This window comes from Mesorhizobium huakuii (assembly GCF_030160235.1).
Lineage (GTDB): Bacteria > Pseudomonadota > Alphaproteobacteria > Rhizobiales > Rhizobiaceae > Mesorhizobium > Mesorhizobium huakuii.
In genome coordinates this window covers 1-25,704 of the sequence record NZ_BSNY01000063.1, presented here as the reverse complement: position 1 = coordinate 25,704, position 25,704 = coordinate 1, and the positions used below count along the sequence as shown (strand labels likewise).

Annotated in this window: 29 protein-coding genes; 19 read left to right on the top strand and 10 right to left on the bottom strand. The window is 61.5% G+C overall.

What is annotated here, in order from left to right; translation table 11 throughout:
- Nucleotides 1-48 precede the first annotated feature (48 nt).
- From QQK95_RS31495 to QQK95_RS31485, 3 genes are read right to left on the bottom strand one after another with little or no spacing between them, the layout of a single operon-like run.
- Nucleotides 49-723, bottom strand: a complete 675-nt coding sequence (locus QQK95_RS31495; RefSeq protein WP_284278400.1) for a Stf0 family sulfotransferase — start codon at nucleotides 721-723, stop codon at nucleotides 49-51.
- Between the two features lie 34 nt (nucleotides 724-757).
- Nucleotides 758-1,624 (bottom strand): alpha/beta fold hydrolase, encoded by an 867-nt coding sequence (locus tag QQK95_RS31490; protein WP_284278398.1) that lies wholly within the window; start codon nucleotides 1,622-1,624, stop codon nucleotides 758-760.
- Nucleotides 1,624-2,055, bottom strand: a complete 432-nt coding sequence (locus tag QQK95_RS31485; RefSeq protein WP_284278396.1) for a hypothetical protein — start codon at nucleotides 2,053-2,055, stop codon at nucleotides 1,624-1,626. Before QQK95_RS31485 ends, QQK95_RS31490 begins: the two co-directional genes overlap by 1 nt.
- A gap of 186 nt (nucleotides 2,056-2,241) precedes the next feature.
- Here QQK95_RS31485 and sseA point away from each other — a divergent pair, with 186 nt between their 5' ends.
- The 4 genes from sseA (at nucleotide 2,242) to QQK95_RS31465 (ending at nucleotide 4,988) form a co-directional block, all read left to right on the top strand.
- The gene (gene sseA / locus QQK95_RS31480; protein WP_284278395.1) at nucleotides 2,242-3,108 is read left to right on the top strand and encodes a 3-mercaptopyruvate sulfurtransferase; all 867 of its coding nucleotides are present in this window, start codon (nucleotides 2,242-2,244) and stop codon (nucleotides 3,106-3,108) included.
- A gap of 5 nt (nucleotides 3,109-3,113) precedes the next feature.
- On the top strand, nucleotides 3,114-3,677 hold the full coding sequence (locus tag QQK95_RS31475; protein WP_199644509.1) for a GNAT family N-acetyltransferase: 564 nt from the start codon (nucleotides 3,114-3,116) through the stop codon (nucleotides 3,675-3,677).
- A gap of 116 nt (nucleotides 3,678-3,793) precedes the next feature.
- Nucleotides 3,794-4,351: an OmpA family protein gene (locus QQK95_RS31470; RefSeq protein ID WP_284278393.1), complete on the top strand. Its 558-nt coding sequence runs from the start codon at nucleotides 3,794-3,796 to the stop codon at nucleotides 4,349-4,351.
- Nucleotides 4,352-4,520: 169 nt separating this feature from the next.
- Nucleotides 4,521-4,988 carry a DUF1203 domain-containing protein gene (locus QQK95_RS31465; RefSeq protein ID WP_284278391.1) on the top strand — a complete coding sequence of 156 codons (468 nt, stop codon included), beginning with the start codon at nucleotides 4,521-4,523 and terminating at the stop codon, nucleotides 4,986-4,988.
- 232 nt (nucleotides 4,989-5,220) lie between these two features.
- On the opposite strand, the gene QQK95_RS31460 is transcribed toward QQK95_RS31465, so the two are convergent.
- Nucleotides 5,221-6,513 carry an outer membrane protein gene (locus tag QQK95_RS31460; RefSeq protein ID WP_284278390.1) on the bottom strand — a complete coding sequence of 431 codons (1,293 nt, stop codon included), beginning with the start codon at nucleotides 6,511-6,513 and terminating at the stop codon, nucleotides 5,221-5,223.
- A 212-nt stretch (nucleotides 6,514-6,725) separates the two neighbouring features.
- Nucleotides 6,726-7,841 (bottom strand): alanine dehydrogenase, encoded by a 1,116-nt coding sequence (gene ald, locus QQK95_RS31455; protein ID WP_010909316.1) that lies wholly within the window; start codon nucleotides 7,839-7,841, stop codon nucleotides 6,726-6,728.
- Between the two features lie 157 nt (nucleotides 7,842-7,998).
- Between ald and QQK95_RS31450 the strand changes: the two genes are divergently transcribed.
- Nucleotides 7,999-8,472 carry an Lrp/AsnC family transcriptional regulator gene (locus QQK95_RS31450; protein ID WP_010909317.1) on the top strand — a complete coding sequence of 158 codons (474 nt, stop codon included), beginning with the start codon at nucleotides 7,999-8,001 and terminating at the stop codon, nucleotides 8,470-8,472.
- 32 nt (nucleotides 8,473-8,504) lie between these two features.
- Here the strand turns inward: QQK95_RS31450 and QQK95_RS31445 are convergent, their stop codons facing one another.
- A complete protein-coding gene (locus tag QQK95_RS31445; RefSeq protein ID WP_284278388.1) occupies nucleotides 8,505-9,155 on the bottom strand; it encodes a 5-formyltetrahydrofolate cyclo-ligase in 651 nt (216 codons plus the stop codon).
- Nucleotides 9,156-9,317: 162 nt separating this feature from the next.
- On the opposite strand from QQK95_RS31445, the gene QQK95_RS31440 reads away from it, so the two are divergent.
- Entirely contained in the window at nucleotides 9,318-10,583 is a 1,266-nt protein-coding gene (locus tag QQK95_RS31440; RefSeq protein WP_284278387.1) for an NAD(P)/FAD-dependent oxidoreductase, read from the top strand.
- 150 nt (nucleotides 10,584-10,733) lie between these two features.
- On the top strand, nucleotides 10,734-12,713 hold the full coding sequence (locus QQK95_RS31435) for a bifunctional 2',3'-cyclic-nucleotide 2'-phosphodiesterase/3'-nucleotidase (RefSeq protein ID WP_284278386.1): 1,980 nt from the start codon (nucleotides 10,734-10,736) through the stop codon (nucleotides 12,711-12,713).
- A 78-nt stretch (nucleotides 12,714-12,791) separates the two neighbouring features.
- Here the strand turns inward: QQK95_RS31435 and QQK95_RS31430 are convergent, their stop codons facing one another.
- Together QQK95_RS31430 and QQK95_RS31425 are read right to left on the bottom strand one after the other, a co-directional pair.
- Nucleotides 12,792-13,775: a glycerophosphodiester phosphodiesterase family protein gene (locus tag QQK95_RS31430; RefSeq protein WP_284278385.1), complete on the bottom strand. Its 984-nt coding sequence runs from the start codon at nucleotides 13,773-13,775 to the stop codon at nucleotides 12,792-12,794.
- A 129-nt stretch (nucleotides 13,776-13,904) separates the two neighbouring features.
- Entirely contained in the window at nucleotides 13,905-15,161 is a 1,257-nt protein-coding gene (locus QQK95_RS31425; protein ID WP_284278383.1) for an SAM-dependent methyltransferase, read from the bottom strand.
- 284 nt (nucleotides 15,162-15,445) lie between these two features.
- On the opposite strand from QQK95_RS31425, the gene QQK95_RS31420 reads away from it, so the two are divergent.
- The 7 genes from QQK95_RS31420 to eno all read left to right on the top strand — a co-directional run bounded on the left by QQK95_RS31420 (nucleotide 15,446) and on the right by eno (nucleotide 20,280).
- Complete coding sequence (locus QQK95_RS31420; RefSeq protein ID WP_257784390.1) at nucleotides 15,446-15,580, top strand: hypothetical protein; 135 nt, start codon at nucleotides 15,446-15,448, stop codon at nucleotides 15,578-15,580.
- A gap of 169 nt (nucleotides 15,581-15,749) precedes the next feature.
- On the top strand, nucleotides 15,750-16,040 hold the full coding sequence (locus QQK95_RS31415) for a Dabb family protein (protein ID WP_284278381.1): 291 nt from the start codon (nucleotides 15,750-15,752) through the stop codon (nucleotides 16,038-16,040).
- Nucleotides 16,041-16,133: 93 nt separating this feature from the next.
- Nucleotides 16,134-17,024, top strand: a complete 891-nt coding sequence (locus QQK95_RS31410; protein WP_284278380.1) for a VOC family protein — start codon at nucleotides 16,134-16,136, stop codon at nucleotides 17,022-17,024.
- Nucleotides 17,021-17,881: a 3-deoxy-8-phosphooctulonate synthase gene (gene kdsA / locus QQK95_RS31405; RefSeq protein ID WP_284278379.1), complete on the top strand. Its 861-nt coding sequence runs from the start codon at nucleotides 17,021-17,023 to the stop codon at nucleotides 17,879-17,881. The genes QQK95_RS31410 and kdsA overlap by 4 nt, the downstream gene beginning before the upstream one ends.
- 85 nt (nucleotides 17,882-17,966) lie before the next feature.
- Nucleotides 17,967-18,170, top strand: a complete 204-nt coding sequence (locus tag QQK95_RS31400) for a dodecin family protein (protein WP_269905961.1) — start codon at nucleotides 17,967-17,969, stop codon at nucleotides 18,168-18,170.
- A gap of 83 nt (nucleotides 18,171-18,253) precedes the next feature.
- Nucleotides 18,254-18,619, top strand: coding sequence for a PRC-barrel domain-containing protein (locus tag QQK95_RS31395; protein ID WP_027051820.1), 366 nt, complete (start codon nucleotides 18,254-18,256; stop codon nucleotides 18,617-18,619).
- A 386-nt stretch (nucleotides 18,620-19,005) separates the two neighbouring features.
- The gene (eno, locus tag QQK95_RS31390; RefSeq protein ID WP_284278377.1) at nucleotides 19,006-20,280 is read left to right on the top strand and encodes a phosphopyruvate hydratase; all 1,275 of its coding nucleotides are present in this window, start codon (nucleotides 19,006-19,008) and stop codon (nucleotides 20,278-20,280) included.
- Nucleotides 20,281-20,451: 171 nt separating this feature from the next.
- Here the strand turns inward: eno and QQK95_RS31385 are convergent, their stop codons facing one another.
- Nucleotides 20,452-21,048 carry a gamma carbonic anhydrase family protein gene (locus QQK95_RS31385; protein ID WP_284278375.1) on the bottom strand — a complete coding sequence of 199 codons (597 nt, stop codon included), beginning with the start codon at nucleotides 21,046-21,048 and terminating at the stop codon, nucleotides 20,452-20,454.
- Nucleotides 21,045-21,563 carry a MarR family winged helix-turn-helix transcriptional regulator gene (locus tag QQK95_RS31380; RefSeq protein ID WP_284278374.1) on the bottom strand — a complete coding sequence of 173 codons (519 nt, stop codon included), beginning with the start codon at nucleotides 21,561-21,563 and terminating at the stop codon, nucleotides 21,045-21,047. The genes QQK95_RS31385 and QQK95_RS31380 overlap by 4 nt, the downstream gene beginning before the upstream one ends.
- A gap of 217 nt (nucleotides 21,564-21,780) precedes the next feature.
- On the opposite strand from QQK95_RS31380, the gene QQK95_RS31375 reads away from it, so the two are divergent.
- The 5 genes from QQK95_RS31375 to QQK95_RS31355 form a co-directional block, all read left to right on the top strand.
- Entirely contained in the window at nucleotides 21,781-22,104 is a 324-nt protein-coding gene (locus QQK95_RS31375; RefSeq protein WP_044550389.1) for an FtsB family cell division protein, read from the top strand.
- A gap of 193 nt (nucleotides 22,105-22,297) precedes the next feature.
- A complete protein-coding gene (pdhA, locus tag QQK95_RS31370; RefSeq protein WP_284278372.1) occupies nucleotides 22,298-23,335 on the top strand; it encodes a pyruvate dehydrogenase (acetyl-transferring) E1 component subunit alpha in 1,038 nt (345 codons plus the stop codon).
- A gap of 14 nt (nucleotides 23,336-23,349) precedes the next feature.
- Nucleotides 23,350-24,738, top strand: coding sequence for a pyruvate dehydrogenase complex E1 component subunit beta (locus QQK95_RS31365; protein WP_284278370.1), 1,389 nt, complete (start codon nucleotides 23,350-23,352; stop codon nucleotides 24,736-24,738).
- A gap of 4 nt (nucleotides 24,739-24,742) precedes the next feature.
- Nucleotides 24,743-25,036, top strand: coding sequence for a DUF5076 domain-containing protein (locus QQK95_RS31360; RefSeq protein ID WP_284278369.1), 294 nt, complete (start codon nucleotides 24,743-24,745; stop codon nucleotides 25,034-25,036).
- Nucleotides 25,037-25,045: 9 nt separating this feature from the next.
- A partial coding sequence (locus QQK95_RS31355; RefSeq protein WP_284278367.1) for a biotin/lipoyl-containing protein occupies nucleotides 25,046-25,704 on the top strand: 659 nt, incomplete at its 3' end.

Below are 25,704 nucleotides of genomic sequence, written 5' to 3'. Positions count from 1 at the left end.
GCGCGCGCCTAACATGCTGACTTAATGACATATTCTCACAGGCGGTGTTTAAGTCGGGCCTGGGAACCAGTTGCTCATGGTGGCGGAAGCATTTTCCTGCTGGCTCGCGATGAAATCCTCATAGCAAACTTGGGCCACTCTGCGCCGATCAACAGTATTCAGGTAATTTTTCCACCTGATTTCGCTATCGAAAATGTACTGGGCGGTATCCCTGACAACCCTTTCGGTCAAAATCGACACCGTGGGAATTCCAGGCAGCGTCTCCTGACTGTCGAACGGCTGGCCCGTATGCAGCATCGAGAGCAGGCTTATGGTCTGATCGACCTTGTTTCTCCTTGAGAGGAAGACATAGAACGAGTTGCCGTCGTCATCGCCGATCGAACTGCGCGCGAATGGCAGGTTTTCAAAGAAGATCTTGGCTGCGAATACGCCGTTCTCAGTCCTTCTCGCCAGGAGATGGCGGCCATAGGCCGGCGCCTGCTGATTGAGTTTTTCAAGGTCCAAGGTGTCGTCCGCTGACCAACGTCTCATCAGCGGCAAGGCATACTGCCACTGAAAATACTCCGTCGGTATTCCCAGACCGAACTGCCGCAGGACCTGACAATAGGAATGCCCCGCCGTTCGCGGAGTCGTGCAAATGAGGATTTTGGCGGGGTTTTCGGTAGAGCTTTGGCGGTCATGGGTCGCGCCGATATATTCACTGTACAAATCGTCGAAATGCATTTCCGGAACCAATCCCACCACGACACGCCAGGTTTCAGGCGGCAGACAGAAACCCCAGGATGAGCAGAGCCTGGTCCAGTGACATCAGCGATGGCGGATCGCCCGCATCGATGTTGTCGACAAGCCACAGATCAGGCCGTGCCAGCCGCGCGCGTTCGATAGCCTGCCGGTCGATGACCTGGCTGTCGCGACCGTATAGCAGCAGGATGCGGGCGTCGATCTTGGCGGCGATTGGAAAGAGATCGTATTCGCGGCCGGCGAGGGCGCCGAAATTTCCCGTCGTGGCCGGGTCAAAGGCGAGCCGGAAGCCATTGGGACCGGCGGCGATCCTGTTCTCGACATAGCGGTGGAACACCGTGTCCTCGACCGGGCCCATGGTCGCTCGGGTGGCGCTTAGATAGTCCTTGGCCGCCGTGCGGGTTTCGAACGCAAGCATGCTTTCTCGGAGGACTTCGTTTCTCATCGCGTCAACCCTCGGCCCGCCGAGCATGGGGACGTCGTTGAGAATGATTCTCGCGGCCTTGGAGCGGGTCATCTGCAAAAACAGCAGCAAAATCGTACCGCCCCAAGACGTGCCGATGAAGTGGTTCTCCGTACCGGCGAACTCGCCGAGCGCGCGCAGGCATTTGGAATAGACATTGATGTCGTATCCCGAGCCCAGATAGGCGCTGCGCCCGCGTCCCAGCAAGTCGGGACAGATAACCAGGAAACCATTGCGGCACAGGAAGGTGGCGAGGAAGTCGAAGTCGGCGCCATTGCCGGTAAAGCCGTGCAGGCAGAACACCGTTGCGCGTGGCGTGCCGGCCGGCCGCCAGATGCGCACGAACATCGCGGCATAACGGTCATCCAGCCGGATGAGGATCTCTTGCGTCAGCGCCTCGGCGGAGCCGGCCTGATCCATCAGGCGTCACGTTTGCGGACGGCGCGCTTGACCGAGCCGCGACTGTCGATGAAGTCACGCTTCCAGAATACCGATTTGTCCAGGTTGATGCGCTTGGCTTCCTTGATCATCGGCAGGATGTGGGACGACGATCGCGTCGCCAGCACCGTCACCGCAGTGGCGTCGCCCCCGGGAAAAGGGTTGAGCGGCCCGCCATTCGTCGCCCAGGCCTCGGCTATCTCGCGGCTGGTCTGGATCCAGCCGACGTAAGCGACGATGGCGTCGTCGATCGAGCCGATCATATGTGTCTGCTGGTCCAACTGGTAGCGCAGCGTCTTCACCATCAGGCCGAATTCATAGCCGTCAAACGGTGGGTAGTGCGCGATGAAGTTGCAAACGAGACCGAGCGAAACCGGATTGCTGGGAATACGGGTAAATAGAAGATTACTCATGTCTAGATTGTTGACCCCGCCCACCCCAGATCATAACGATCAATCCGTACTCGCCACGAAACACGAAAACAATCGGAATCAGCGGACCGCTGCGGCTTGGCTATGTTGCGAATGTCGCGCGCTCGGAACGCATCCGAATTGCCAAGCTAGACAAAGTTTTGCCGAAGACGACGCAGGAGAACCAGAATGGCCGAAGACAGTCCTTTCACCGTCGATGCGGACTGGCTGCAGGCGCGCCTGGGCGAGCCCGGCCTGACGATCATTGACGCGTCCTGGTATCTCCCGGCGCAAAAACGCGACGCGCGCGCCGAATATAATGCGGCGCACATCCCGGGCGCCCGCTTCCTGGATCAGGACGCGGTGTCAGATCCCGATGCTGCTTTGCCGCACACGCTGCCTTCGGCTCGGCATTTCGCGCAATATGTGGGTTCGATGGGCGTGTCCGCCGACGACACCATCGTCGTCTATGATGGTCCCGGCTTTTTCTCGGCACCCCGGGCATGGTGGATGTTCCGCATCATGGGTGTTTTCCAGACCTATATCCTGGATGGCGGTTTCGACGCCTGGAAGGCGGCCGGCCGGCCGGTGACGGCCGAGCCGACGAAGATCGCGCCGAGCGTGTTCCATGCCGATTTCGACGCCGGCCGCGTCGCCAGGCTCGCCGAGATGCGCCGGATCGTCGAGACCAGCGCCAGTCAGATTGCCGATGCCCGTGGACCCGGCCGCTTCACCGGCGCCGAGCCCGAGCCGCGCGCGGGTATCCGCTCCGGCCATATGCCGGGCGCGCGCAACGTGCCGTACTCCGCATTTTCGGAAAACGGCATGCTGTTGTCGAAGGACCGTTTGCGCATGGTGATCGAGGACGCCGGCATTGACCTGTCGAAGCCCATTGTCACATCCTGCGGCTCCGGTGTAACCGCCGCGGTGGTTACGCTGGCGCTGGAGACGCTTGGCCACACCGACAACAGGCTCTATGACGGCTCATGGACGGAATGGGGCGGGCTCTCCGACACGCCTGTCGTGACCGGCCCCGATAAGACCGCCAAGGAATGAACGCGATGGAAAACGGCGTGCTGCAGGATATTGAAGTCACGGTGACTTTTCTCGAAATGCATGCCCCTCCCGCTGTATCGCCGCCAGTGCCCTACAACCGCCAGGTCGCGCTGCTGAAGACCAAGGACATTCCCTTGCATTTCTATCGCTATCTGATGGATCGGGTCGGGCGCAAATGGCATTGGGTGAATGTTCTCAGGCTGGACGATGAGGAGCTTTCGGCCGGCATCCACCGCGAGGACCGCGACATCAGGGTGCTTTATCTCGACGGCGCGCCGGCCGGATTCTTCGATCTCAAGCCGCATCTGCCTGATGAAGTCGAACTCGCCTATTTCGGCATGATGGAACATGCCACCGGCCAAGGCATTGGCCGCTGGTTCCTTGGCTCGGCGATTTCAGCCGCCTGGTCGCATGGGCCAAAACGGGTGACGGTGCAGACCTGCACGCTGGACCATCCGGCAGCCCTGCCACTTTACCAGAAGCTCGGCTTCAAGCCGGTCGCGCAGAAGAAGGAAGTCGTGCATCCGCTGCCTTTCGCCGAGCGTTCGGCCAGCGTCATGCGGCCTTGATTTCAGCTGGAATCCGACATCAGCCGGAACCTGAACCAGCCGTTCATCGGCGCTTCAGCCTGCCTTTGGCATCTTGCCCGCACCACCAATGCGGCTGAGGCCGAAGGAGAAAAGATATGCTGACACGCCGTACCCTTGCCGCCGCGCTGATCGCAGCGATTGCCATGCCGGGCCTTGCCGTCGCCCAGGCGACGACGCCCTCGGCCGCGACGATCGAGCGCAAGCTCGAGGCGGCGCCCCGGGTGAAGCTGCGGCCGAGCGAGCGCGTCACCATCCGCGAATTCAAACGCCGGCCCGATTTGCGCCGCATGGCGCGCTCGATCGACATCCAGTCGATCAATTTCGCCTTCGGCTCGGCCGCCATTTCCAGTTCGCAATACGACAAGATCGAAAACATCGCCGATGCACTGCTGCGCATCCTGCGCCGCGATCCCGGCGCCCGCGTACTGATCGAAGGGCATACCGATGCCGTCGGCTCGTTCCAGTCGAACCAGATCCTGTCCGAGCAGCGCGCCGCTTCGCTGAAGCGCACGCTGGTGCGCGAATTCGGCGTACCCGGCCATGCCCTGGAAACCGTGGGTTACGGCGAGGAATTCCTGCTCGTGCCGACGCAGAACGAAAACTGGCAGAACCGCAGGGTGACATTGCGACGCTTTGACGATTTCATCCGGTGATCCGGGGCTCTGCCAATTTTAGTTAGCCGGGGTAATTATCGACATGCTTAGAGGATACGAGAGACTGATTGCCAACATCGGATCGGTCCCTCGTTCCCTTGGCAGGAATCGGGTGGGAAGCATCGGCCCAAGTGGATAATTTCCGGTCGACAAAACCGGAGATTTCACGATGACCGTTCAGTTCAAGGCGCTATCCACCGACCATGTCAGGGCAGTTCAGCGCGGTGGCCCCGATGCATACGGCCAGACACCCGAGCGCAGGATTTCAGACGGTGACGGCATGCCTTGCCGGCATTGCCTGAAGAACATCGCCGCTGGCGATGCCTATCTCATCCTTGCCTATCGCCCCTTTCCGGAGCTTCAGCCCTATGCTGAAACCGGCCCGATCTTCCTGCATGCCGAAGAATGCGAGCGTGCGGCCGGAACCGAAGAGCTTCCCGAGATTCTCGAGAGCCCGGACTATATCGTGCGCGGCTATGGCAGGGATGACCGCATCGTCTACGGCAGCGGCGGTGTCATTCCGACAGGGGCAATCGTTGCGCGCGCCGAGGCCTTGTTCGAACGCGACGACATTGCCTATGTGCATGTCCGCTCGGCGCGCAACAACTGCTATCAGTGCCGGATTGAACGGGCCTGAACCACAAGGATTGCGGTCTGGAAAGCTGTCGTAATCCCGTCGCATAGATGCGTTAGAAAGCGAGTGTCGATAGATTGGCCGACCGCGGATGAACCGGCGGCAATCTCGATTTCGAGGAAGCGGGGCTTTGGCTCCGCTTTTTTGTTGCCTGGGGCTCAGTGCAAAAGTCTTCAACGCAAAGAAAAGGCCCGCCGGCTAGGCCGGCGGGCCGCAACTTTTGCCTGGAGGGCTTTTAGTTGAACTTGTACTTCGCGCCGATGCGCACGGTCTGGAACGAAGCCTTGTCTGTCAGCGTCCCATCCGGAGCACCGAATTCGGACGAGAAGTCCTTCTTGCCGAACCGCGAATAGCGATATTCGAGACCGACGGTCATGTTGCTGGATACCGCCGTTTCGAGGCCGCCACCCACCGTGAAGCCACTCTTGTTCCAATCGATGATGTCGCCGAGTGGATCCGAAGCGTGCAGATTGAAATGCTGGTAGCTGTAGCCGCCGATGACATAGGCTAGGGTCGATTCGTTGACCTTGGCGCCAACGCGGGCCAAAGCATCGAAGCCATAATCGTTGTCGAGCTTGATCGAGCCGCCAGGGATGTCGAGTTTGGAGCGAATTCCAGAATAGCTGCCATCGAGCTGTACACCGGCAACCCAGCTGCCGAAATCGTAGTCATAACCAATGCTGGCTTCGCCGAGCACGCCTTCGCTGCCAATGCCATTGAGATCGAGTGCGCCGCCACCAAGGTCGACGCCAAGGTCGTGAACCGCCGTGCCGGCGCCAAGCGCGCCACCAACATAGAAGCCGGTCCAGTTGTAGGTCGGGGCCGCAAATGAAGCGCCGCCACCGTTCTGAGCGCCGAAGCGATAGTTGGCGGCGATGTGGAAGGTGTGGGTGGACGGTTCGACATTCAGAGAACCGCCGCCAAAATCAATAACCGACTTGTCACCATAGTCCGCGTAACGGTACTCGGTCTTCAATGTCCAGTTGCCACGCAGCACGGTTTCCATGCCGACGCCGAGCACATAGCCGCTGCGATTCTGGGTGAAATTCAAGCCCTCGGCAAAGCCCGATCCATCGAGCTTGAAATGCTGCCAGCTGTAACCGCCGAGCACATAGCCGAGCGTATCGGGGTTAAGGAGATAGCCAGCGCGCAGGCCGACATCGAAACCGTAGGAATTGGTCAGGTCGATATCGGCACCTGGAATGCTGATCGACGGGCCGATGTTTCCGCCGTTGGCGTCAATGAACCCGCCCAGCAAGAAACGCTCGGAGACCATATAGTCGTAGCCGGCGGTCAGTTCACCGAATACGCCGTTACCGCCGATGCCGTTGAAGTTGACAATCGGCGCGACGCTGAACTTGTGCACACTCGCGCCAAAGCCCCCGCCGATGCCGACATAAGCACCACTCCAGTTGAAACCGGACGCCTCGACCGGCTGCACCACATCAGCCGCATGCGCTGCGGACATCAAAGCCACTGCAGAAGCGGCACCCAAAAGGAAAGATTTCGCAGAAACGCGAAGAAACATAGCCCAAACCCCTAATCATTAAACCCAGCGCGCCTCTAGCAGGGTGTTGGCCGGATTAGGAATGACAAATATGCAACAGTGTTGGGCAAACCAATCCCTGCCGCTGACGCCGATCTGCCGAGTAACCAGGCTTTCCTCGGTAGATCGCCAGTAAAAAGCCCGCCGGGGTGGACCGGCGGGCAACAACAGCAACTTGACTTTTTCTGGGTGTATTAGGCGGCCAGAACAGCTTTCGGCTCGACCAACTCGTAGCCGAGCGCTTCGGCGACCGCCCGGTTGGTGATCTTGCCCTTGTGGACATTGAGGCCATTGCGCAAATGATGGTCGTCGACGAGCGCCTTCAGGCCCTTGTCGGCGAGTTGCAGGCCGTAGTGCAGCGTCGCGTTGTTGAGGGCATGGGCCGAGGTGACCGGCACCGCACCCGGCATGTTGGCGACGCAATAGTGGATGACGCCGTCGACCTCGTAGGTCGGCTCGGCGTGAGTCGTCGCATGCGAGGTCTCGAAGCAGCCGCCCTGGTCGATGGCGACGTCGACCAGCACCGAGCCCTTCTTCATGCCCGACAGCATTTCGCGGGTGACGAGCTTGGGTGCCGCGGCACCGGGAATCAGCACGGCGCCGACGACGATGTCGGCCGAGAAGCATTCTTCCTCGAGCGCCTCGACGGTGGAGTAGCGGGTGTGCACACGGCCGGCGAAAAGGTCGTCGAGCTGGCGCAGGCGCGGGATCGAGCGGTCGATGATGGTGACGTCGGCGCCAAGGCCGGCGGCCATGCGGGCCGCGTGCAGGCCGACGACGCCGCCGCCGAGCACGGTGACTTTGCCGGGCAGCACGCCGGGTACGCCGCCGAGCAGCACGCCGCGGCCGCCATTGGCCTTCTGCAGCGCCGTGGCGCCGGCCTGGATCGACAGGCGGCCGGCGACTTCCGACATCGGCGCGAGCAGCGGCAGGCCACCACGATCGTCGGTCACGGTTTCATAGGCGATCGCCGTGACGCCCGAAGCGAGCAGGCCCTTGGTCTGCTCCGGATCCGGAGCCAGGTGAAGATAGGTGTACAGGATCTGGCCGTCACGCAGCTGAACCCACTCATTGGGCTGCGGCTCCTTGACCTTGACGATCATGTCCGACTTGGCGAACACGTCGGCGGCGGTCTTGGCGATGGTGGCGCCGGCGGCGCGATAGGCGTTGTCATCTGCGCCGATGCCGGCGCCTGCGCCGGCCTCGACCAGCACTTCGTGGCCGTGCGCCACATATTCGCGGACCGAGCCCGGCGTGAGGCCGACACGATACTCGTGATTCTTGATTTCCTTGGGGCAGCCGACGCGCATTTTCTTCTCCTGATCCGGGCCCTTTTGGGCTCACTCCCTGTATTGTCAAAGTGAACCATGAATCGGCTCGCAAGTGTTTGCGAATGCGCTTGCGCGGGCAGGCAGGTTTCGATAATCCTTGCGTGAAATAGCAGGATATTCGCAGGATTCACGGAAAATGCCGCTCGACAGGATCGATATCGCCATTCTTGAGACTTTGCAGAAGGATGGCAGGATACCCAACGCGGCTCTCGCCGAGAAGGTTGGCCTGTCGCAGTCGGCCTGTTCGCGCCGGCTCGACAACCTGGAAAAATCCGGAACCATTCGCGGCTACCACGCCCGGCTGTCCAATGCGGCACTCGGTCATCAGATGACGGCGATCGTGCATATATCGCTGTCGGGTCAGTTCGAGAAGACGCTGTCGGATTTCGAAGCAGCGATCAAGCGTTGCCCAAATGTCTTGTCCTGCCACCTGATGTCGGGCGAATACGACTACATCCTGCGCATCGCGGCGAAAGACCTGGTCGACTATGAGCGCATCCACAAGGAATGGCTGTCGGCCATGCCGCATGTCACCAAGATCAACTCGTCCTTCGCCTTGCGCGAAATCGTCGACCGCACCGCCATGGGCATGAAGCCGGAGATGGCTTGAGCTTTTCGGCCTGACCTTGCTCCCGACAGGCTTCAGGCTTCAGTGACGATCCGATCCATCGGAATGTCGTGCGGCTGCGGATGGATGGTGGCGATGCGCTGCAGTTCGTAGCCGACGCCGATGACCAGCGGCTTGAACGGCATGGCAGCCAGCGTGCGGTCGAAGAAGCCGCCGCCATAACCCAGGCGATAATGTGCCGGATCGATGCCGACGATCGGCGCGATCACGATTTCCGGCAGCACCGGATCGCCCTCGGCCGGTATCGGGATGTTCCAGACCCCCTTTTCCAATCGGTCGCCCGGTTTGTAAGCACGGAAGATCAGGGGGTGCCCTTTCTCGACGACGATGGGCAACGCCGTGCGGCCGCCGCGCTCGTTGATGGATGCCATCCATGGCCGCAGGTCCGGTTCACCGCGAAACGGCCAGTAAAGGCTGATCATGCGGCCGCGGATTTCGCCGATGATCGTGTCGAGCCCTTCGGCGATGCGCTGGGACATTGCTGCTCGCGCGTCGGCCGCAACGGCCAGGCGGGCCGCGATCAGCCGCTCGCGTTCGGCCTTGCGCCAGCGCCGTACATCGGTCCAGTCGGCCAGCGGCGCCAGGAATTCCGGATCGAGGTCGTGCATGAAGCAGGGCGGCGAGGCATATTGTGCCGGACCCTGGTCGTCCTGATCGTTGGCCATGCGTCACCTCATAGCGTGTTCGGTGACGCTATACCTCGCAACACGATACAACTTGTGCATTCACGACATGAGACGGCGAGTCCCGGGCACTGTCCTTTTGTTGTTGCATTGCACAAAAATACCTACATCCGGGACAGGCATCTAGCCGTCAGGGTGAATGAGATGAACCAGGCCAGCCATCATGTTGTCGTCGTCGGCGCGGGGTTCGGCGGCCTCGAACTCACCCACGCGCTGTTTGGACAGCCCGTGCGCATCACCATGATCGACAAGCGCAACCACCATCTTTTCCAGCCGCTGCTTTACCAGGTGGCGACGACGGCGCTGGCGACCTCCGAGGTTGCATGGCCGATCCGCCATCTCTTGCGCAAACGCAAGGACGTGACGACGCTACTGGCCAACGTCGCCGGCGTCGACCGTATCGGCAAACGCGTACTGCTCGACGACGGCAGCACGGTCGCCTATGACACGCTGGTGCTTGCCACCGGCGCCCGTCACGCCTATTTCGGCCACGACGAATGGGAGCCTTTCGCGCCGGGCCTGAAGACGCTTGAGGACGCCACCACCATTCGCCGGCGCATTCTCACGGCCTTCGAGCAGGCGGAGCGGGAAACCGATCCCGCCAAGCGCCAGGCGCTGCTGACCATTGCGATCGTCGGCGGCGGGCCGACCGGCGTGGAACTGGCCGGCACCATCATCGAGCTGGCGCACGACACGCTGCGCGGCGAGTTCCGCAACATCGACACGCGGCAAACGCGCGTGGTGCTGATCGAAGCCGGCGACCGCATCCTGGCCAATTTCGCGCCGAAACTCTCCGACTACGCCAGCAAGGCGCTCGAGCGGCTCGGCGTGACAGTCGAGCTCGGCCGGGCCGTCACGCGCTGCGACGCCGAAGGGGTCGTGTTTGGTGACAAGCAATTGGCGGCGAAGACAATCCTGTGGGCAGCCGGCGTTGCCGCTTCGCCCGCCGCCGAATGGCTGGGAGCGAAGGCGGACCGTGCGGGTAGGGTGCTCGTCGAGCCGGACCTCAGCGTGCCTGGCAACCCGGAGATCTTTGTCATCGGCGACGCCGCCCTTGTGCTGCGGCCCGATGGACGGCCGGTCCCCGGCGTGGCGCCTTCCGCCAAGCAGGAGGGTCGCCACGTCGCCGCGACCATCAAGGCCAGGCTCGGTGGTGACAACACCGTGCGGCCGTTTCATTACAAACACGCCGGCGATCTGGCGACGATCGGCAAACGCGCCGCCGCGATTGATTTCGGCTGGATCAAGCTCACGGGTTGGCTCGCCTGGTGGCTGTGGGGCATCGCGCACATCTATTTCCTGATCGGTTTCCGCAACCGGCTTGCGGTTTCCCTGAGCTGGCTATGGATCTACGTCACGGGCCAGCGCAGCGCCCGGCTGATCACCCAGGGCGACGACGACAAGACCTGACCTTTCTTCACCGGCCCATTCATCCGCCCGTCATCTCTTGCTGATGGATTGACGTGCGGATGCGCGCGACTTGTTGAGTGGACTTGAGCCGATTTCGGCGCGAAGTTCGCTTCGGGGCAGGGCGCGTCACGTTGTCAATGAGGAGAAAACATGTCGCAACTGCTCCATCCCGTCTCCCGCCGCGGTTTCCTCGCCGGCGCCGCAGCCACAGGGGCACTGATCGTGCTTCATCCCTTCTCCGCCCGCGCTCAAGGCAACCAGGCGCATCTTCGGATCATGGAGACCACCGACATCCATGTGAATGTGCTGCCTTATGATTACTACGCCGACAAAGCCAACGACACGATGGGCCTGTCGCGCACGGCGTCGCTGATCGACGCGGTGCGCAAGGAAGCCGTCAACTCGATGCTGATCGACAATGGCGACCTGCTGCAAGGCAACCCGATGGGCGACTACATCGCCTACGAGAAGGGCCTGAAGGACGGCGATCTGCATCCGATCATGAAAGGCATGAACCTGCTGGGCTACGAGTGCTCGACGCTCGGCAACCACGAGTTCAATTACGGCCTGTCATTCCTGGACAAGGTGCTGGCGGGCGCCAATTTCCCCTTCGTCTGCGCCAATCTGATCCGCGGCACCGAGCTTGCCGCCAACCCGCGCGACGACAAGCTCTATCTCAAGCCCTATGTGATCCTCGACAGAAAGATCAAGGACGGTTCAGGCGCCGAGCAGCCGATCCGGATCGGCATCATCGGCTTCGTGCCGCCGCAGATCATGGTCTGGGACCTCAAGAATCTCGAAGGCAACGTCAAGACACGCGATATCGTCGAGGCGGCCAAGGCCTGGGTGCCGCAGATGAAGGAAGAGGGCGCCGACATCGTCATCGCGCTCTCGCATTCCGGCATCGATGTGAAGCAGGGCGACATGATGGAGAACGCCTCGTTCTTCGTCGCCGGCGTCGATGGCATCGATGCCGTGTTCACCGGCCACCAGCATCTGGTGTTCCCCGGCAAGAAGGACTTCCAGTCGCTCGACGGCGTCGACACGCAGAAAGGCACGCTGCAGGGCAAGCCCGCCGTGATGGGCGGTTTCTGGGGCTCGCATATGGGTCTGATCGACCTGATGCTGGAGCGTGACGGATCGAAATGGAAGGTCGTCTCCGCGACCTCCGAGGCGCGGCCGATCTTCGAGCGCATCGACAACAAGAACAAGCCGACTGTCCCCGACGACAAGCGCATCATCGCCGCCCTCGAACAGGACCACCAGGCGACCCTGGCCTATGTGCGCCGTCCTGTCGGCAAGACCTCCGCGCCGCTCTATTCCTATTTCGCGCTGGTCGCCGACGATCCGTCGGTACAGGTCGTCAGCCAGGCGCAGACCTGGTACTTGAAGGAAATTCTCAAGAACACGCAATGGAAGGACGTGCCGCTGCTGTCGGCCGCCGCTCCCTTCAAGGCGGGCGGGCGCAACGGCGCCGATTACTACACCGACGTGCCGGCCGGCGACATTGCCATCAAGAACGTCGCCGACCTCTACCTCTACCCGAACACCGTGCGGGCCGTCGAAATCACCGGCGCCCAGGTGAAGGAATGGCTGGAAATGTCGGCCGGCATCTTCAACAGGATCGAGGCGGGGAAGGCCGACCAGGCGCTCATAAACACCGATTTCCCGTCCTACAATTTCGACGTCATTGACGGCGTGTCCTACAAGATCGATCTGTCGCAGCCACCGAAATATGACGCCAAGGGCGGCGTGGCCAGTGCGGGCGCCAATCGCATCGTCGACTTGATGTTCGATGGAAAACCAATTGATCCCAATCATAAATTCGTCGTCGCGACCAACAATTACCGGGCCGGTGGCGGCGGCAATTTCCCCGACATCAATGCCTCGAAGATCATCTATGAGGCGCCGGACACCAACCGTGACGTCATCGTTCGCTACATCGTAAGCCAGGGCACGATCAACCCGTCGGCCGACGGCAACTGGTCGTTCGCACCGCTGCCGGGAACCAGCGTCGTGTTCGAGACAGGCGTCAAGGCAAAGGACTTCATCACCGATGTGAAGTCGCTGAAGATCGAACCGGCGGGCGAGGGCGAAGCGGGGTTCGCAAAGTATCGCATCCTTCTCTGATCCGGTTGGCCTGAATCCCCAGCGCGGAGATGACTTCGCCGCTCGCGATGGAAGCGGGGACGATGGTGGGCCGGCTAATTACGATGCAAAACGCTGCTTGATCACAGGCATGACGCGATCCAGCGCATCCGTGGAGATGCCGCCGGAATAGTCGTCCGGCAACTGGTCGATCAGTTGCGGATCGTCCAGCCCTTCTGAAAAGCCGCCGCCCGAATAGGGTCCGAGCAGATAGACGCGTGTGTCGACAGCCTGCATGCGATCGAGAAAACGGTCGGGCCAACCCCACATCCATTTCGCGACATTGATGGGGATGAGCAATGTGCCCTGGCGGCAGGCATCCGGAACATAACCGCTCCAGCCCAGCGCGGCGTATCGTGCGATGCATTGCGTGAGCGACGCGCGGCTCAGCGTATGCATGCCAGGCAACGCTGCCTTGACCGCGGCAATCGGCTTGTCGCCGCCATAGACCGAGAGATAGGCGCGCTCGGCAGGTGTGAGCCGGGCGAGCCATGTGGCCAATGCTTCGCCTTCGAGGGGATCGTTGCTCTTGACGTTGATGTTGAAGCGGCGGGCCGGGAAGTGGGACAGCACCTCGTCCAGGGACGGCATCATGCCGATCCCCTTGCCGCGAAACGGGAAGGTTTTGCCGTCATCCGCCGTGTAGCCGTAGCCGATGTCGAGCATCTTCAATTCGGTCATGGAATGGCTGCGGGTTGCGCCCTTGCCTTCGGTCCGGCAATCCAGCGTCCAGTCATGGAAGACGGCGAATTTGCCGTCCGTCGTCGGGTGGACATCCAGTTCGAGCGCATCCGCGCCAAGCGCGAAGGCGGCTTCCATCGAGGCGATCGTGTTCTCGAGATAGCCATGGCGCGGTGGCAGCATGCGAGTGGCGGTGCATGTGTCGGGACGAAGATCCGTACGTACGAAATCCTGGGCAAGGCCTCGATGGGCAAGCACTGTCGGAACGCCTGCAGGCCGACCAGACAGCAATGAGCTGTTGTTGAGCCAGATGCCTCCCGCGGCGACAACTAAGCACGTGAAGAAGATCGTCCGTTTGCGCATTTTTGGATTCGCCTGTCCCTAACGACATCCTGCTTCAGGAACGGGCTTTTTGACGGCGACCACGGGGCGATATCGAGACCATGTCCTGACATCGGCTGGCCACCTGAGGCGAGATCGAAAATTGCCGGCCTACGCCTTGTAGACCACCTGCCGCACATCGATGTAGCTGGCGCGGAAACCGGCTTCGCAATAATGCAGGTAGAACTCCCAGAGCTTCTTGAAGCGATCGTCGAAGCCGAGCGGCACGATCTTCTCCCAGGATACCCAGAAGCGGTTGCGCCATTCGGCGAGCGTACGCGCATAGTCATCGGGAAACACGCGCTCACGCAAATGCGCAAGGCCATGCTCCTTGCCGAGTGCCTTCAGGATCGACGGCGTCGGCAGCATGCCGCCCGGGAAAACATAGCGCTGGATGAAATCCGGCCTGGCGCGATAGGTGTCGTAGGCGGCCTCGTTGATGGTGATGATCTGCAGGCCAGCAGTGCCGCCGGGCCTCAGGGAGGACTTCATCTTCGAGAAGAACACCGGCCAGTATTTCTCGCCGACCGCCTCGAACATCTCGATAGACGCAATGCGGTCGTAAGTCCCTGTTTCGTCGCGATAATCCTGCAGCTTGATGTCGACCTTGTCGGCAAGCCCGGCCTTGGCGATGCGTGCCTTGGCGAAATCATGCTGTTCGCGGCTGATCGTCAGCCCGGTCACGCGGCAGCCGATTTCGCGTGCCGCGAATTCGGCAAAACCGCCCCAGCCGCAGCCGATCTCCAGCACATGATCCTTTCCGCCGATACCCGTATCCTTGGCCAGCGCCCGATATTTGGCGGCCTGGGCGCTCTCCAGGTCGTTGGCGCCATTCGCGTAGAGCGCCGAGGAATAGGTCATGCTCGGGTCGAGCCATTCCTTATAGAAGGTGTTGCCGAGATCGTAATGCGCAGAGATGTTGCGCTTCGAACCGGTGCGTGTGTTCTCGTTGAACCAGTGGCGGATGCGCTGGACGGTGTTGATGAGCCAGCTGGCGCCGCCGGCGACGCGTTCGCCGATCGCCGAATTGACCACGAACAATTCCAGGAAACTGGTGACGTCAGGGCTTTCCCAATCGCCGTCCATGTAGGATTCGGCAACGCCGATCGTGCCGCCGGAAAAGGCGCGGCCTGGCAGGCGCCAGTTCTTGAGCACCAGTTCGGCGTCTGGACCAGGTCCCTTGCCGCCAACCAGAACGGCGCGGCCATCCGGCATCCTGACCTTGAGCGAACCGCGCGGCAGGTTCATCGCCGCCGACAGCACCATGCGCGCCTTGGCCGGCAGGCCCTTGACGATCTCGGCGAAATTGAATTCGTCGAGCCTGACCGCTTCGCCTGGCGCTACGCTATGATGGTCCCCGTCTGCCATTTCATGCCCCTGGATTTCCGTGGTGCCGGCGCAAACTGCCCGGGTCACGGTTGTCTTGGATCATTCGCCAGGTTCGAATGTCTTGCCTGGTCCCGGTAGCTCCCAGTGCTCCCCGGTGAGAATGCCGCCACAATCTTCCACGTGATGAGGGGGAACTTCAAGAGGCAGGCCAGTGGCCGGGCTGTGCCACGTGGCGTCTGGCATCTGCGCCTTGCGGCAAGTTGCTGCGGTCCACGAGCAAAAACGTCTATGGCCGCCACAGCGCATGTGCGATAGCTTTAGCCATGCGTTATGTAATCGTCATTGCGGCAATCGCGTTTTTCCTGATCTGGGACGGTCTCTACAATCAGGGCCGGTATCTCGACATCTCGGTCAGGGAGCTCAACCACGTCGTGCGTTACGTCACCGGCAAGGCCTGAGCTCCCCTCCCGAAGAGGGAGCCTGGAGCGTCGTTCGACGCGCCCGTCGCCACGGGATCAGATCGCGCACCATTTGAGGCGCGTCGCAAGGACGCGTGGCGCCGTGAACGGTTGACGTGAGGAAACCGCCGTCACAAAAGACCTCGGCATTCAGATCGAGGAGGCGGGATTGATCCGGCATATCGTTTTCTTCAGCGCGCTGCGCAAGGAGGACGTGGAGGCAGTGCGCACCGGGCTGCTGGCACTAGGCAACATTCCTCATTCCAGTCTCTTCGAGGTCACTTTGAACACCAAGGTCGACCCGCTGTCGGACGAAATTGATGTTGTCGTCTATGCCGAGTTTCCCGATGACGCGGCGCTGGCCGCCTATAAGGCGCATCCGCTGTACGCGCAGACCACGGCCAAGGTCAAACCATTGCGCGAACTGCGCTATTCCGCCGATGTCGTGGCCGGCAGCTGATCCCCTGGCGCGGTTCTGAATCTCGACAAGTCCCTCGGCAGTCAACGGGAAATGGCCTTGAACCGCTCTCCGGAATGATGCACACCGCGTCCGATGACCGATAGACCAACCCCCGGCACGCATCCGCTTGACCATCTCGTTCTGCCGACCGGGAGCCTCGAGGTCGCGCGAGCCCGGCTCTCTTCGCTGGGCTTTGTCGTTGCGCCGACCGGTATCCATCCCTTTGGAACGGAAAACTGCTGCGTTTTCCTCACCGACGGCACCTATCTGGAGCCGCTCGCGATTGGCAATGAACAGGCAGCGATCAACGCGACGGCCGCCGGCAACGTCTTCGTCGCGCGCGACCGCCTCTATCGCGACAGCCGTGGCGATGAGGGTTTTTCGGCTGTGGTCCTGGGGACCGACAATGCCGATGCCGACCATGCACGCTTTGTCGACGCCGGTCTGTCGGCGGGAGACATGCTGAGCTTTTCGCGCGCTTTCACCGATACATCGGGCAAAAGCGATACCGCATCGTTCAAGCTCGCCTTTGCCGCGACCCGCGGAGCAACCGATGCGTTCCTGTTTGCTTGCCAGCGGATCAATGCGCCAATGGTGGACCGCGCTGCCCTGCAGGCGCACGCCAACGGCGCCAGTGGAATCCTCGAGGTGGTGGCGGTCAGCGATCAGCCTGCCGGACAGATCAGCCTGATCTCCGCAGCGGTGAATGATCCCACCGCCGACGGCCAGGGCGGAGCGTTTCTCCTACCCAATGCCACCTTGAGCGTGCTTGACCCGAGATCTTTCACGGCCCGCTTTGGCTTTCCGGTCGGGTCATCGACGAAACTTTGCTTCATGGCGATCGTCTTTGCGGTCCGAAGCATCGATGCCACGTCGAGCCTGCTTGCAGCCAATGCAATCCAGCACGATATAGCAGGCACTGATATCGTCGTGCGGCCGGCATCCGGACAGGGCGCGGCTTTCATCTTCCGGGAGATCCCATGAGCAAGCCTCAAGCGCCAAATTCGATGGCGCCCAATTCGACGGTAACTGTCGGCAATGTCGTCTTCGACAACAATGCGGCCTTGGCGCTGATCGCCGGTCCATGCCAGTTCGAATCGCGCCAGCATGCCTTCGACATGGCCGGCGCTCTGAAGGAACTGACGGACAAGCTCGGTATAGGCCTCGTCTACAAGACGAGCTACGACAAGGCCAACCGCACCTCGCTGTCGGCAACGCGTGGCGCCGGCATGGATGCCGCACTTCCGGTCTTCGATGAGCTGCGCAAGGAATTTTCGCTTCCCGTGCTGACCGATGTCCACACCGAGGAACAGTGCGCGATCGTCGCGCCGCATGTCGATGTGCTGCAGATCCCGGCCTTCCTGTCGCGCCAGACCGACATGCTGGTCGCCGCCGCTAGGACAGGCAAGGTCATCAACGTGAAGAAGGGGCAGTTCCTCGCCCCCTGGGACATGAAGAACGTGGTCGCCAAGATCACCGGTTCCGGCAACGCCAATGTGCTCACCACCGAGCGCGGCGCGTCCTTCGGCTACAATACGCTGGTGTCCGACATGCGCGCGCTGCCTGTCTTGGCCGAGATCGGCGCGCCGGTGATCTTCGACGCCACGCATTCGGTCCAGCAGCCGGGCGGGCAGGGCGGCTCGTCTGGCGGCGAGCGCCGCTTTGTCGAGACGCTGGCGCGTGCGGCCGTAGCCGTCGGTGTCGCCGGCGTCTTCATCGAGACCCACCAGGATCCCGACAATTCGACCTCTTCCGATGGCCCCAACATGCTGCCGCTGAAGGACATGCCGGCGCTTCTGGAAAGGCTGATGGCTTTCGACCGGATCGCGAAGGGGCGCTAAGCCAACCATTCCTGGCCGTGCTTGTGGTCGGGAGGGGCCGGTTGTACGCTTGGCCGGCAAATGAGCGTTTTGGCAGGAGGAAGCCATGTCCGTCGCCCGCGTCACCGAAATCACCTCGTCGTCGAAGAAGAGCTTTCAGGACGCCATCGAAAAGGGAATCGCCCGCGCGTCGAAAACCCTGAAGAACGTGGAAGGCGCCTGGATCCAGGACCAGAAGATCGTCGTCGAAGAGGGCAAGATTGCTGCGTATCGCGTCAATATGAAGGTGACGTTCATCCTGGCGGAGTGATTGGCCGCCGCCGAAAAAGTCGGGAACTTTCACCCGCGCCCCTCATTGTCAAAGCAGAGTTCAACGACAACGAGGAGCAGATCATGACAACCCAGACAGGCCACACCGAAGCCATTGCCGCTTCGCGCGTCATCGGCACGTCCGTCTACAACACCGAAGGCAAGAGCATCGGCAGCATCGAGGATATCATGCTCGACAAGACGTCGAACGGCATCATGTTCGCGGTGATCGGCTTTGGCGGCTTTCTCGGCATCGGCGAGAAGTACCACGCCATTCCTTGGGCCAGTCTCGACTATGATGAGGACAAGGGCGGCTATGTCGTGCCCTTCTCCAAGGAGCAGCTGAAGGCCGCACCTGCCTATTCGATCAACGAACTGGCCGGCGCGGACGGCGAAAGCGCGCGCGACGCATCCTATGAGTACTACAAGGTCACGCCCTACTGGCATTGACGCAACCGCAATAAAAGGGGACCCCGTTTCGACGGGGTCCCCTTTTTACTTAAAGGCAACGCTATTTGCTGAAGTGCAACGCCGGCAAAGGCGCAAGAGCCTTTGGTGGCGATTGCTGTGTGTCGCACGACGTCAGGAACGCCGCCGCGATCAAGAACAGACTCACAATACCGCTCAACTCGGACATGGCGAAACTCCTCCTGTTTCGCCCCGCGCGACACCAGCCATAACCCGAAATGGATGTCCGGGCGCATGACTTATGATGACAGAAATTTGCGCTTCGTGAATCGGGCCGGCGGCACTATTCCGCCATGGCCGGATTGCCTTTTGCGTCGCTTTGGCTAAGACGGGCGCGACCTTTCGTCAGATCAATCGGGGACATCGCAATGACCGCCATCATCGACATTGTCGGACGTGAAATCCTGGACAGCCGTGGAAACCCGACCGTCGAGGTCGATGTCGTACTCGAAGACGGTTCGATGGGCCGCGCGGCGGTGCCGTCGGGCGCCTCGACCGGCGCCCACGAGGCCGTCGAGCTGCGCGACGGCGGCGCCCGCTATCTCGGCAAGGGCGTGCTCAAGGCCGTGGAGGCGGTCAATGGCGAGCTGTTCGAGGCGATTGGCGGTATGGAAGCCGAAAACCAGATCCACATCGACCAGACCATGATCGAGCTCGACGGCACGCCCAACAAGAGCCGCCTCGGCGCCAATGCCATTCTCGGTGTTTCGCTGGCGGTGGCCAAGGCCGCTGCCGATGCCGCCGGCCTGCCGCTCTATCGCTATGTCGGCGGCACCAAGGCGCATATCCTGCCTGTGCCGATGATGAACATCATCAATGGCGGCGCCCATGCCGACAACCCGATCGACTTCCAGGAATTCATGATCCTGCCGGTCGGCGCGCCGACTTTGCGAGAAGGCGTGCGCTGGGGCTCGGAAATCTTCCACACGCTGCGCAAGAAGCTGAAGGATGCCGGCCACAACACCAATGTCGGCGACGAAGGCGGCTTTGCGCCGAACCTGAAGAGCGCGCCGGTGGCGCTCGATTTCATCATGGAGTCGATCGAAAAGGCCGGCTTCAAGCCGGGCGAGGAAATCGCGCTCGGCCTTGATTGCGCCGCCACCGAGTTCTTCAAGGATGGCAATTACGTCTATGAGGGTGAGAAGAAGACGCGCGACCCCAAGGCCCAGGCCAAGTACCTCGCCAAGCTCGCGGCCGACTATCCGATCATCTCGATCGAGGACGGCCTTGCCGAGGACGACTGGGAAGGCTGGAAGTACCTGACCGACCTGATCGGCAAGAAGACGCAGCTGGTCGGCGACGATCTCTTCGTCACCAACACGGCGCGCCTGCGCGACGGCATCCGCATGGGCGTTGCCAATTCGATCCTGGTCAAGGTCAACCAGATCGGCTCGCTGACGGAAACGCTCGATGCCGTCGAGACCGCGCACAAGGCCGGCTACACCGCGGTCATGTCGCACCGTTCGGGTGAAACCGAGGATTCGACAATCGCCGATCTCGCCGTCGCCACCAATTGCGGGCAGATCAAGACCGGTTCGCTCTCGCGTTCCGATCGCATGGCCAAGTACAACCAGCTGATCCGCATCGAGGAAGAGCTTGGCAAGCAGGCGCGTTACGCCGGCAAGTCGGTGATGAAAAGCTGATCCGGGACAAGTTTCCAGGGAATGTGCAGGGGCGGGTCATTCGCCCACCGCCAACGCGCGTCACACGGCCTCATGTGACGCGCCGCATCCTCGGTCGTGGCCCTCGAGCAAGCTTTGGGCGACATGCACTGCCGAGCTTGAAATGGAACGCTTCAGCGGGGCGGAAAGCGCTCAAGCGCTTTCCGTGCGATGCACGCCTAGCGCCACCGAGAGGTTTGCAGTGATTTTCCGCATTATATCCGGCGAGTCTCGGTCGACGCCGTAGACGAAGCCTGGGAAATCGAGTGGTTTCTGGCGAGACCAGATCGCCTCATGCTGGTCCGGGGGCAGAATCTGGGCCGGATCGCCGACGGCAATCCAGCCGATCGGTACCACCGTACCAGGTTCGAGGCGGGTACGCAGGTGGACGATGCCGTTGATGCGGACTTCCGATCCGCAGCCTACGTGCGTACCGTGGAACACCGCCGCACCCGTAGCGATAAAAACTTCATCGCCGATTTCCGCACCAACCACGTGGCTGTTGGGGCCTACAAGGCAATGATTCCCCATGGTGCAAGGATGACTTGCTGTGGCCCGGATCACCGCATTTTCCAACACGATACAGTCGCGGCCAATGCGGATCGAGCCGCCTGCCTCCGCCACAAGGCGGGCACCGTGCATGACCCGGCTGCCAGCGCCAATGATGACATCGCCACATACTGTGGCATCCGGGGCGACCCAAGCATCGGTGTCGATCGCAGGCGAATGCCCTGCATAAGAAACGATCATCGCTCGTTCTCCTCTCTCTCGATCTCAGCCGCGCGGCAGCCGATCGGGCAAATCTCATGCGCGCAAAGATCATGCTCGCAGAGGCGGCACGTTGTTCTCGCGAAAGCGCGGGACGTCGTCGCCCCGGCTAGAATCTCGTCCAGCATGGAAACGAAGTGCTGCCGCTTGTCCGGCTGCAGCGCAGACAGCAACCCGTCGAGCGCGGCGAGCCGAAGAGCCTGCATTTCCCTTACCTGGGCGTGGCCAGCATCCGTCAGCGTCAGCGGAGTGACACGACCCTCGGGGTTGCCACGCACGATCAGCGCCTGCCGTTCCAAGCCGTCGATCAAACGCACGGCCGTCGGTTGACTGACGCCGACGACCGCGGCGAGTTCGGTCGTCGTCAACCCTGGTTTGAAGTGCAGCATCGACAGCACCGCCGCAGCACTTGGAGAAAGCTCCCTCAACGAGGCTTCCGTCCTGTCGCGAATCATGGCGCCGAGCGCGCCGAGTTTGTTGGCGTCTAATAATTGCATAGCGTATGCATATGTCATTTCATCAGAACGTCAACCGCTTTCCCGCATGCAAGCCGCGACCGCAAAGGGTTGAGAAGAAAAACCGACGGCCGGATGCAACCTGCCGGATCGGGCCATGTCCCGCTCGCCAAATCCCATGGTCCGTAACCGTCCGTTAAGCACAATCGGGTGAAAAAGATGCGAGCCGCATGAGTTCGCGGCCGCGAGGATCTGGATCATGTGGACGCGTCAGCACAAGCAGAGAAATACCGGCCGGCTGATCATCCCTTCGCTTTGCGTGGTGTTCCTGGCCTATTTCGGCTTCCATGCCTATCACGGCGAGTTCGGCATCAATTCGAAATATCAGCTGGAAGCCCAGACGGTTGCGCTGCAGGCTCAGCTCGATGCGATCAAGGCGCGCCGGATGGAACTCGAACGGCGCGTTCGGCTCATGCATGACGGCACGCTGGAGAAGGACATGCTTGACGAACAGGCGCGCAGGGCGCTCAATCTGTCCCAGGCCGATGAAATCACCATCATGTTGCCGGCCTCGTCGAAATAACTGCATTTCAGTTAATCGACAATATTTTCAATGATTTTAACCGCTTAGGCGCATGCCAGCTATGCAAATTCGTCATGGCGCAACGCTGTAACGCGTGTTAGCCTTGCATAAATCGGTGGGGAGAGCAGATCTTCCCAGGGCGGATTTCATCCTGCCCTAATGTCCGCAAAGAGACGCCAACAGGGAGTGATGCATGGCCACCGCAGCCAGAAAAGCGCCTGCCAAATCGAAATCCGAAGGCAAATCAGGGCTTTCCGCGCCCAAGCCTGCTGAATTCACCAAGGATGAAGAGCTTGCCGCCTACCGGCACATGCTGCTCATCCGCCGCTTCGAGGAAAAGGCCGGCCAGTTGTACGGCATGGGCTTCATCGGCGGCTTCTGCCATCTCTATATCGGCCAGGAAGCTGTCGTCACCGGCATGAAGATGGCGCTGATCGATGGCGACCAGATGATCACGGCCTATCGCGACCACGGCCACATGCTGGCCATGGAGCTTTCGCCGCGCGGCGTCATGGCCGAACTGACCGGACGCCGTGGCGGCCTGTCCAGGGGCAAGGGCGGCTCCATGCACATGTTCTCCAAGGAGAAGCATTTCTACGGCGGCCATGGCATTGTCGGCGCGCAGGTGTCGCTCGGCACGGGCCTGGCCTTCGCCAACCGCTATCGCGACAACAACAACGTCTCGCTGACCTATTTCGGCGACGGCGCCGCCAACCAGGGCCAGGTCTATGAAAGCTTCAACATGGCCTCGCTGTGGAAGCTGCCGGTGATCTACATCATCGAGAACAACCGCTACGCCATGGGTACCTCGGTGTCGCGCTCGTCGGCCGAAACCAATTTTTCGCATCGCGGCGCCTCGTTCAAGATTCCCGGCATCCAGGTCGACGGCATGGATGTGCGCGCGGTCAAATCCGCCGGCGATCAGGCGACCGAATGGTGCCGCGCCGGCAACGGGCCAATCATCCTCGAGATGCAGACGTACCGCTATCGCGGTCACTCGATGTCCGACCCGGCGAAATACCGCTCGAAGGAAGAAGTGCAGAAGATGCGCTCCGAGCATGACCCGATCGAACAGGTCAAGGCGCGGTTGACCGAGAAGAAATGGGCGACCGAGGACGAGCTCAAGACCATCGACAAGGAGGTTCGCGACATCGTCGCCGACGCCGCCGAATTTGCCCAGAACGATGCGGAGCCGGATCCGTCCGAGCTCTGGACCGATATCGTATTGTAAGGGAGGGCCAGGACATGCCGATCGAAATTCTCATGCCCGCTCTCTCGCCGACCATGGAAGAGGGCAATCTCTCCAAGTGGTTGAAGAACGAGGGCGACAAGATCGTCGCCGGCGACGTCATCGCCGAGATCGAGACCGACAAGGCGACGATGGAAGTCGAAGCCGTCGATGAAGGCACGCTTGCCAAGATCGTGGTTCCCGCCGGCACAGAAGGCGTCAAGGTCAACGCGGTGATCGCCGTGCTTGCGGTTGAAGGCGAAGACACCGACAAGGCCGGCGAGGGCATCGGCGAAGAGCCAGCCAAGGCCGAAACGGCCGCGTCGGCGCCGGTTGCGGCGAAGAGCGAGGCCGGGGCACCGGTCGCGGCGGCGCCGAAGACCGAGATCGCCGCCGATCCGGATATCCCCGCAGGCACCGAGATGGTCTCGACGACGGTGCGCGAAGCGCTGCGCGATGCCATGGCCGAGGAAATGCGCCGCGACGGCGATGTCTTCGTCATGGGCGAGGAGGTCGCCGAATACCAGGGCGCCTACAAGATCACCCAAGGGCTGCTGCAGGAATTCGGACCGCGTCGCGTCGTCGACACGCCGATCACCGAGCATGGTTTTGCCGGCGTCGGCGTCGGTGCGGCGATGGCCGGGCTGAAGCCGATCGTCGAATTCATGACCTTCAACTTCGCCATGCAGGCGATCGACCAGATCATCAACTCGGCCGCCAAGACGCTCTATATGTCGGGCGGCCAGATGGGCGCGCCGATCGTGTTCCGCGGCCCCAACGGTGCCGCTGCCCGCGTCGCCGCCCAGCACTCGCAGTGCTACGCCGCCTGGTACAGCCACATTCCTGGCCTGAAGGTGGTAATGCCGTATACGGCCGCGGACGCCAAGGGCCTGCTCAAGGCAGCCATCCGCGACCCGAACCCGGTCATCTTCCTCGAGAACGAAATCCTCTACGGCCAGTCCTTCGACGTGCCGAAGCTTGATGATTTCGTGCTGCCGATTGGCAAGGCGCGCATCCACAAGCAAGGCAAGGACGTCACCATCGTCTCCTTCGGCATCGGCATGACCTATGCGGTCAAGGCGGAAGCGGAACTGCGCGGCCTGGGCATCGACGCCGAGATCATCGACCTCAGGACCATCCGCCCGCTCGACCTCGACACCATCATCGCCTCGGTCAAGAAGACCAACCGGCTGGTCGTCGTCGAAGAAGGCTTCCCGCAAAGCTCGGTCGGCGACCATATCGCCAACCAGGTGTCGCAGCGCGCTTTCGATTTCCTCGACGCGCCGGTCATCACCATTGCCGGCAAGGATGTGCCGATGCCTTATGCGGCCAACCTCGAAAAGCTGGCTTTGCCGAATGTCGGCGAGGTCATCGAGGCGGTCAAAGCCGTCACGTACCGGGGGTAACCAGATGGCTCGCGAACTCGAGGTTCCCGCAGCGGTCGTCGAGAATAGCGAATTCGATGAAATACTCCGCGTCTGGATTGGTTCGGACGCGGTCGTCACGATGCAAGACCTCTTTGGACCAAACGCTCACAACTGGGGCATGGTGCTCGCTGATGTCGGCATGCACATAGCCGGGATGAGACTGGAACAAGACGGCATCCCTGAAATCGAGACGCTTCAGGCATTGGAAGAAGGCTATCGTGGCAGAATGTCGGAGCAGTTCAATATCCAGCACCGTTCGCTGACCGGGCGGAACTGAGGAGGAAAAATGCCAATCAACATCACCATGCCGGCGCTCTCGCCCACGATGGAAGAGGGCAATCTTTCCAAGTGGCTCGTGAAAGAAGGCGACAAGGTTTCACCCGGAGACGTCATCGCCGAGATCGAGACCGACAAGGCGACGATGGAGGTCGAAGCGGTCGATGAAGGCACCGTCGCCAAGCTCGTGGTCCCCGCCGGCACCGAAGGCGTCAAGGTCAACGCACTGATCGCCGTGCTTGCGGCTGAGGGCGAGGATGCGGGCGCCGCCGCGAAAAGCGGTGGTGGTGCTGCACCAGCGAAAGCCGAGGCGCCGAAAGCGGACGCTCCCAAGGCTGAGGCACCAAAGGCTGAGGCACCAAAGGCTGAACCTGCTGCCGCTCCGAAGGCAGAGGCGGCTCCCCTCGCCAATGGTCATGCCAGTGGCGAGCGCACCTTTGCATCGCCGCTCGCACGCCGTATCGCCAAGGACGCCGGCATCGATGTGTCTGATGTGACCGGCACCGGCCCGCATGGCCGTGTGGTGAAGGCCGATGTCGATGCCGCGATTGCTTCTGGCGGCGCCAAGGCGGTGCCTGCGGCCAAAGCCCCACCCGGTGCGCCGGCCGCTTCCGCTCCTGCTGTGAAGCCGATGTCGGACGACCAGGTGCTGAAGCTGTTCGAGCAGGG